The 7,597-nt window shown below is 69.2% G+C and carries 7 protein-coding genes; 4 read left to right on the top strand and 3 right to left on the bottom strand.

Annotated elements, in window-relative coordinates; all coding sequences use genetic code 11:
* Positions 1-263: 263 nt before the first annotated feature.
* Positions 264-503, bottom strand: a complete 240-nt coding sequence (locus GT354_RS11450) for a hypothetical protein (RefSeq protein ID WP_161356177.1) — start codon at positions 501-503, stop codon at positions 264-266.
* Positions 504-663: 160 nt separating this feature from the next.
* Positions 664-1,572, bottom strand: coding sequence for an NAD(P)-binding domain-containing protein (locus GT354_RS11445; protein ID WP_161356176.1), 909 nt, complete (start codon positions 1,570-1,572; stop codon positions 664-666).
* A 59-nt stretch (positions 1,573-1,631) separates the two neighbouring features.
* On the opposite strand from GT354_RS11445, the gene GT354_RS11440 reads away from it, so the two are divergent.
* Positions 1,632-2,030: a MerR family transcriptional regulator gene (locus GT354_RS11440; RefSeq protein WP_161356175.1), complete on the top strand. Its 399-nt coding sequence runs from the start codon at positions 1,632-1,634 to the stop codon at positions 2,028-2,030.
* On the opposite strand, the gene GT354_RS11435 is transcribed toward GT354_RS11440, so the two are convergent.
* The gene (locus GT354_RS11435) at positions 2,009-2,902 is read right to left on the bottom strand and encodes a hypothetical protein (RefSeq protein ID WP_161356174.1); all 894 of its coding nucleotides are present in this window, start codon (positions 2,900-2,902) and stop codon (positions 2,009-2,011) included. The genes GT354_RS11440 and GT354_RS11435 overlap by 22 nt on opposite strands.
* A gap of 1,033 nt (positions 2,903-3,935) precedes the next feature.
* On the opposite strand from GT354_RS11435, the gene GT354_RS11430 reads away from it, so the two are divergent.
* From GT354_RS11430 to GT354_RS55745, 3 genes are all read left to right on the top strand, one after another.
* Entirely contained in the window at positions 3,936-5,000 is a 1,065-nt protein-coding gene (locus GT354_RS11430) for an AraC family transcriptional regulator (protein ID WP_161356173.1), read from the top strand.
* 1 nt (position 5,001) lies between these two features.
* On the top strand, positions 5,002-5,940 hold the full coding sequence (locus GT354_RS11425; RefSeq protein ID WP_161356172.1) for an AraC family transcriptional regulator: 939 nt from the start codon (positions 5,002-5,004) through the stop codon (positions 5,938-5,940).
* 585 nt (positions 5,941-6,525) lie between these two features.
* A complete protein-coding gene (locus GT354_RS55745) occupies positions 6,526-7,188 on the top strand; it encodes a hypothetical protein (protein ID WP_272923805.1) in 663 nt (220 codons plus the stop codon).
* The last annotated feature ends 409 nt before the right edge of the window (positions 7,189-7,597 follow it).

Genomic DNA, 7,597 nt, shown 5'->3' with positions numbered 1-7,597 from the left:
CCTCAACCCGAGCAGATTGAAGACACTTCCTAGGTAGTACGCCGACACCCCGAGGCACTCAACCCGCCGGCATTCGTCCGCACCGTCGACCATTGTCGAACTCCTCGATGAATCGAGCCTGAAGCCGGGCCGCCCGGCGGCCCGGCGGCCCGGGTACCCGAACGGCAGGCGTTGCGTTCGCAGTCCCGGCCATGCGGCGACCACCCCCTCGTGCGCTGCCGTGGGAGCCCGGCCCGCCGTCCGGTAGCGCAAACGCCGAGCAGTCATGTCGAGGACCACGCCCGCGCGCATCCATCAATGGTGGTCTCCTCGGGCAGCGGGTAGGGTCCTTCCGCCGCCGGCGTCGGAAGGACCGAATCACCGTGGCGTGCGAGCCAGTCGATGACGTCGTAGTACTCCAGGTACTCCAAGCGGTAGTCCAGCACCACGTTGTCGGGCCGGACGACACTGATGACCGCGCAGGCGAGGTGGAACCAGTCCGCCGAAGACTCCGCGTATCGCACGGTGATCTCGTGCCGGCCGGTGTCCCATCCGACGAGCCGTTCGTCGCGTGAACACAGGTCGGCGAGGTTGCCGCGACCGACACCCCGAAGGGCACGGGCGGCGCCGACCTTGGCCGGAGGTCGGGCGGGGTGAATCGGTGGGTATCGTCCGGACGAAAGGTCAGGGAGCCTGTGTCGCCTTCTTGAAGACTTCGAACACGGCCAGGTAGTTACTGCCACCGTGGCCGTCCGCGATCGCCCGCGAGGCGATCTCCAGCATCAGCCGCGGCTGGTCGGTGTGCACGCCCTGCTCCTCGGCGGTGCGGGTGATGTGCTCCAGCGCGTTCAGGTTCATCTCCAGGGTGCCGAGGTCACCGGGATAGTTGCCGTTGTCCAGGTCGGGCGCGTCGTCGGCGAGCATCGGGCCCAGCACTGTGGGCATGAACCAGCCGACGGCCAGTTCGGCGAACTCCACCGCCGAGATCCCGGCCGAACCGACCATGGCGGTGGCGTGCAGGTAGCCGTTCATGGTGGCGTACATGATCTCCAGCAGCGCGGTGTTGTACAGCACCGCCCGACCCGGCTCGGAGCCGAGGTACCGGGGATCGCCCATGCTCGCCAGTGTCGTCCGGTGCTCGTCGAAGACGTCCTGCGGGCCGCTGTAGAGGAAGACGGATTCGGGGTGGCCGACCAGCGGCGGCGGCACCATGATCGCGCCGTCCAGGTACGAGAAGCCGCGCTCGGCCGCCCAGCCGGCCGCCCTGCGTGCCTCCTTCGGAGTCCCGGAGTTGAGGTTCACCAGTACGCGGCCCTTCGCGGCGTCGCCGGCGAAGTCGAAGACCTCGTACATGGTTTCGTAGTCCTTGAGGCACATGATCGTGACAGGGCTTGCGGACACTGCTTCGGCGACGCTCTCCGTGCGGTGGACGCCCTTGGCGACGAGGCTGTCGGCCTTGTCGGGGGTGCGGTTCCAGACGGTCGTGGTGTGGCCGCGGTCCCAAAGCGTCTCGGCGAGGGCGAGGCCCATGGGGCCGAGGCCGACGACGGTAACGGGCGGGCGTTGAGGGCTTGCCGATTGTTGGTTCGTCATGCCGAATAGACTGCTGTCTCACACTGATGTGAGAGTCAACCGAACGTGGTGGTCGTCACATGCGCATGGGGGAGTTCTCTCGGCGGACCGGGGTCAGTCAACGCCTGCTGCGCTACTACGAGGAGCAGGGGCTGCTCGAGCCGTCGCGGAGTCCGAACGGGTACCGCGAGTTCACGGAAGAGGACATAGTCACCGTCCGGGGCATCCGCATACTGCTCGGCGCCGGTCTCAACACCGCCACCATCGCCGAACTGTTGCCCTGCATGGTCGACGACGGGCAGATCCTGGCACCGGCTTGTTCCGGCATACTGCCCGACCTGAATCGGGAACGTGAACGCATCAACGAAGCCGTGGCGGGCCTCTTGGCCGCGCGCGACAGGCTGGACGCCGTCGTCGCCGCCACGGCCCCGGCCGGGACCGACGATGCGGAGGTCTGCTACGCGGCCGGTGCCGCATAGCGGCCCGTCGACGCCGGTTCGTCGTCGTACGGCATCACGCGATGCCACGCCGGCCTGCCGCATCGAACCACCGCCGACGGCTCCGACTCGCTGTGACCGAGGGCGCCGGCGGCGGTGAGCCCGCCCAGACGAGGCCGATGACCCTGACCGGACGCGGGGCTCCTGAACGACGTACACGGCGAAGCCGTAGCGCCCGAACGGCGCTTCCGGCGTTGCGGCTTCCGATACGGATCTTGTTGGCCGTGCGTGGGTCGGGTGACTCCGTCGGTCTTCTTGACGATGCCCCCGTAGCTGCCGGTGGGCCGGGTGCGCGGGCTGAGGGCGACCCCGTCCTTGGCCGGAGTCAGGATGTTCACGGAGGGTTTCGGCGCGACCGCCTTGAACGTCCTCGAGGTGGGGGCGGAGGGGATGCCCTCCAACTCGGACCACGCGAGCACCGTGTACTCGGTCCCCTCCTGCCAGTCGGCCTTTGGCAGGAAGCCCCACACCTTGCGGTCCTGCTCGATCGAGGTGATCGGCGCTTCGACGGGGGAGCCTTCGGCGACCGGCGGCGTGATCGTCAGGAACACCTTGTCCCCGGGAAGCCCGTCCGGCGCGAACGTCCCGCCGACCGCAGTGTCCATGTTCAGTTCATCGGCCTTCTCCCACGGTGTGGTGAAGACGATCTGCCCCGGTGTGTTCGACGTACGGTAGGGGAGCCCGATGTACGAGTTGAGCTTCCTGGGCGTGGAGCCGATGTTCTGGATCAGGATCACCAGACCCCCGTCCTCCGTACCCGGCTCCAAGGGGTGATCGGGGTCCGCCTGGATGAGCATGGCCCAGTTGTCGTTCTCGTACGGATACAGCTTGTCGCCGGCATTGCTGGACGCCATCAAACGGTCCCTTCGTACGGGGCGGACAGGATGCGACGTCCCCTCCTGGCCCGTGTACGGGCTCGAGGTCGGCGCCGTCGGTCCCGGCCGGGAGACGTCGGGGCCGCCCATACGTGCGGCATCAGCGGCCCGATTCGCTCCCACGACTGATCCGACCCGATCCACGGCCAGGCACCCACACCGCGCTCAACGATCAGGGCCCGCACCGGACACGGGCACCGGCAACCAACCATCTCATCGTGGCAGCCACGGAGAAACGGGACGACCGCCCGACCTCCGCCGAGCCGGAGGAGCCGGAAGCAACTCCGGGAAGACAACGCCGAGTTGCGGCGGGCCAACGGAATCCTGAAAGCAGACTCGGAGTTTTTGCACAGGAGTTCACCCGTCCCCGGACGAGGCCGAGCAGGTGATCGACTACCTGAGCGAGAAGGGCCTCGGGGCCGGTCCGGTACGCCGGGCGTTGGGCCTGTCGGCGTCGACGTGCTTTTTTCGCGCGCGAGAAGTGTACGAAGTCGGCGAGGCGGCTGCGAGACGAGCAAATCGTGGCGCTGATCGAGGCCGAGCATGCCGACTGGGGCGACGTCCTCGGTCCTCGGCCGCCTCGTCGGCGCCGGCGACACCGACCCGGTCTCCGCTGTGGATTCGCCTGTGCTTCGAGACTTCGAGCCGCCTGACGAGGTCCCGACCCCGCAGTGGTGTCCGGCGGAATCGACGGTGGCGGACGTCGATTCGGTCCGCAACGCCGTGCTCGCTCGCTGCCTCTATGCCCCGACCGCGCTGCGGGGAACATAAGGGGACTTTCTTTCGACGAAGGCCGCACACCGGCAACTCCGTGTATGTGTCCCATCGTCGGTGGGTAGTCATGACTCGCGCATGTTCGCTCGTCCGTACTACCCGCGCGCGTTCGGAGTGTCCCGCGAGCGGCCCCGGCCTCGCAAGGCGGCCGGCCGCGCGGGTGGGATACCACGCTGCTCCCGAGGCGGATTCGATCCGGCCCGACCCGACCCGGTCGGGCGAAAAAGCTGCGAAAGGCATGGACACGGACGCAAACGCGCACGTCGACCCGCTCACCGAGGTGCTCTCGCTCGCCGGCGCGAGATGCGTATCCTCCCGCGTGCTCGCGGCCTCCGGCTCCTGGGTGCTCGACCACCCGGGCACGGACGGTCTCGAGCTGTATGCCGTCGTCGAGGGCGAGGCCCGGGTCGCGATGCGAGCCCGGGAACCGACGCTCTCGCTGGGGACGGGGGACGTCGTCGTCCTCGGCGGCGGGCGCCCTCGGGTTCCGGATGGTGGCACGACCGTGAAGCCGGTACGCGAGCCCCCCGTCCCGGAAAAGGCCGCCGATCCGTCGGGTCGGCTCGGCGACGGTCGGAGCGAAGCGGTTTCGGCCGTCGGCTGTGTCATCGAACTGGACGGGGTCGGCCGGGACTTGCTGTTGAGCGCGTTGCCGCCGTCGGTCCGCGTCCGGGCCGCCGCCGACGAAGCGGCCACGCTTCAGTGGCTACTCCCCTGCCTCGTACGGGAGACGGACTCGGATGGCCCGGCCGCGGACATCGCCGCAGACCACCTCGCTCGGCTGCTTCTGGTCATGGTCTTGCGTATCCACCTCGACGGTGCGGGTATTCGACCCGTCGGTTGGTTACGGGCGCTGGCCGACGAACGCCTCGCCCCTGCGCTGGGACTCATGCACGCCGATCCCGCCCGACCATGGCGCCTTGGCGAACTCGCCCGAGCCGCAGCCATGTCCCGTACCGGTTTCGTCGAACGCTTCAAGTCCGCAGCCGGTGTCACACCGCAGGCATACCTGCACGACTGGCGCATGAGGCTCGCCGGATACCACCTGGGCCGGGCGGACACACCGATCGCCAGGCTCGCCCTCGCCGTCGGATACACCTCCGAAAGCGCGTTCAGCAACGCCTTCAAGCGAGCCACGGGAATGTCCCCGCGACAGTACCGGAACGCCGCCCGAGTCCGGTGGGACCAGGACCGCTTCCGGCTCACCACCTCGGCCGACCGACGGGTCCCCGTCCCCGTCACCGCCGCAGACCGTCACAGCCGCAACCCCGGGACCACGCACCGCTCCCGGCGAGAGAGGTGACATGCGCACAGAATCGTCCTCGAATCCGTTCAGCGGCATCCTTCCCCTGTCCGACGCCCACTGCGTCATCGCCCGCGGCATCACGGCCGCGGGACAGTGGGCCGTCGACTTCCCGCCTCCGGGCAGGCTCAAGCTGCACGCCGTGGTCGAAGGCAGCATCCGATTGAGCCTGGGCACACAGCGGCGCACCAGGCTCCTGGTGGCCGGCGACGTGGTCGTCTTCGACGGTGGTTCCCCCTTCGCCATCGGCGACGGCTCGGCCGTTTCCCCGGTGCACGGGCCCCGCATGTTCGCCCGGTCCGTCGATCCCTTCGTCCGCCAGGGTGACGGCAGGGGGGAAGGGGCCACCGCGGTGGGCGGCGTCATCGATCTACGCACGATCGGCCAGGACCTGCTGTTGGAGACCCTTCCCCCACTGATCCATCTGCGGGCCGGGACCGAGGGGGCAGCCAGGTTGATCCGGCTGCTCGGCCGGCTCGTCGAGGAGGCCAACTCCGTACGTTTGGGGGCGGGTTTCGCCGCGGATCAGCTCACCCGCCTGATCTGTATCGAGGTGTGGCGCGCCCACCTCGCCGAAGCCGACGCTCCTGCGGCCGCCTGGCTTCGGGCGCTCGCCGACGAGCGCCTCGTCCCGGCTCTGCGATTGATCCACGACCAACCGGCCCGACCTTGGCGCCTCGACGAACTCGCGCGCGCCGCCGCCATGTCCCGTACCGCGTTTGCCGGGCACTTCAAGGCCATTGCCGGCGTGCCACCCCTGAGGTACCTACACGATCGGCGCATCCACCAAGCCCGGCAGGCGCTCCATCTCGAGAACACCTCCGTCACCGCGCTCGCCCTCGAACTCGGCTACACGTCCCCGAGCGCGTTCAGCCACGCCTTCAAGCGCGCCACCGGAATGGCCCCCCGGCAGTACCGGGAAGCGATCCGGGCGGCCTGACGGGGCGCGGCGAAGGAGCCGTCGGGCTCGGCGACCGATATCGCCGTCGAGCCCGACCCCGGGCCGGGGACACCAGTGCCCGGTCAGCGCGCAACTCGGCGCGATCAGCGAGAAGGTGCGGGCGGGACCGCATGCGTTCCACCCGCACCGGTGTTCGTTATCCGTGTGCTTGATCGCCGCGACGCGCAGCATCCGGACGAGCACACCGCCGGCCCGGGGTGACCGGACGACGTTCCGCGTTCCCCATCGTCGCCGAACCGTCGCGGTCCACGCATGCTTGCCCATAAGGGCGTTCCGGACGTCGGGCCGCAGCGCCGCCGCCCCGGTGCGATGCCGCCGGGCGCGCCCGTGTCGGTTCCGCCCCGGCTCAGTCCGGCGGCGCCGACATCCCGGCCGCGTTCCCCAAGGGGTGGGGGACAAGCACCCGTTCGACATTGCGGACGCGCGCGCAGGATTTGCGGACGGGCGAGCATGCGCGAATCACGACCCTCGACGACGATGAGACACGCCACGAGCGCCGTGACCGACGTGGTGACACGCTCGTCGACGGGACACATCGTGACCACCCATGGAAAGGACGCACACATGCCTCTGAGAAACCGGCTCGCCGGGCTCGCGACCATGCTGCTCGCGCTGACGGGGGCGACGGGTGGTGTCGCCTCCGCAGCGGAACCTGCGGCGGATACGGTCGCGGACACTGCCACTGCCACGGCGATCCGCGTCGAGAACGGCGTGGTTCACGTGACGGCGGCACCCGGCACGCACAACGTCCTGACCATTGTCACGGGCGACACGTGGGTGAGGGTGGCCGAGGACTACGCCGGGGTGAACGCCGGCGCCGGCTGCGCCGAAGTCGCCACCGGGTGGGTGGTCGATTGTGAGGATGTCACCTCCGTTGTGATCGACGCAGGCGACGAGGACGACGAGGTCTTCGTCGACGGCGCGGGAACGCACACCTGTCTGCTGAGCGCGGGCCAGGGAAACGATTTCGTAACCGCGAGGGACTGTCGTATCGAGGGTGACGCGGGCAACGACACCCTCATCGGCTCCGACGGCGACGACCTTCTGTTCGGCGGTGACGGCGACGATCGGCTCGACGGCGCCCGCGGAAACGACACCCTGGACGGTGGTACGGGCAACGACTCCCTCCAGGGCGGGCCCGGGTTCGACACCCTCCTCGGCGGAAACGGTGACGACCACTGCGACGTAGGCGCCGACTCGGGGACCACGACCGACTGCGAGTCCTGACCGGAAACCGCAGGCGGGTGGGACCCTACACAGTCCCACCCGCCCCGCGCTCGGGGCCCGCGTCGGTTCTCGGTGACGCGCGGCCGGCAGACGTGGCCACCGCGACGCCGACGAGCCTTCCTTGGAGACGCGCCAACTGCCCCTCGGCGGCCGCCCGTTGGTTCCCCACACGGCGAGCGCATGGGTGTAGGGGCGCGGTGCAACGACCAAACGGGCGGCGGTCGGGATCTTCGCCTGCTCTCGGTCTGACCGGGCCCCGATATGGGACTTCGCGTCCGGCGGCGCGATCGTGTCATCGCTCGCGAGGTCACGCCGTCGGAGAAGACGAATGGCATCCGAACGACCCTGTCGGTGCTTGCTGTTCGTCGTCTGGAACGATCGACGATCGACGATCGACGATCGACGATCG

Source organism: Streptomyces sp. SID3343, assembly GCF_009865215.1.
Taxonomy (GTDB): domain Bacteria; phylum Actinomycetota; class Actinomycetes; order Streptomycetales; family Streptomycetaceae; genus Embleya.
This window is presented reverse-complemented; position numbering and strand designations above follow the sequence as displayed.

Bases quoted from the DNA above. Each gene is read 5' to 3' on its own strand.
- GT354_RS11435 (WP_161356174.1), bottom strand. From the start codon at position 2,902: ATGGCGTCCAGCAATGCCGGCGACAAGCTGTATCCGTACGAGAACGAC.
- GT354_RS11445 (WP_161356176.1), bottom strand. From the start codon at position 1,572: ATGACGAACCAACAATCGGCAAGCCCTCAACGCCCGCCCGTTACCGTC.
- GT354_RS55745 (WP_272923805.1), top strand. From the start codon at position 6,526: ATGCCTCTGAGAAACCGGCTCGCCGGGCTCGCGACCATGCTGCTCGCG.
- GT354_RS11425 (WP_161356172.1), top strand. From the start codon at position 5,002: ATGCGCACAGAATCGTCCTCGAATCCGTTCAGCGGCATCCTTCCCCTG.
- GT354_RS11440 (WP_161356175.1), top strand. From the start codon at position 1,632: ATGCGCATGGGGGAGTTCTCTCGGCGGACCGGGGTCAGTCAACGCCTG.
- GT354_RS11430 (WP_161356173.1), top strand. From the start codon at position 3,936: ATGGACACGGACGCAAACGCGCACGTCGACCCGCTCACCGAGGTGCTC.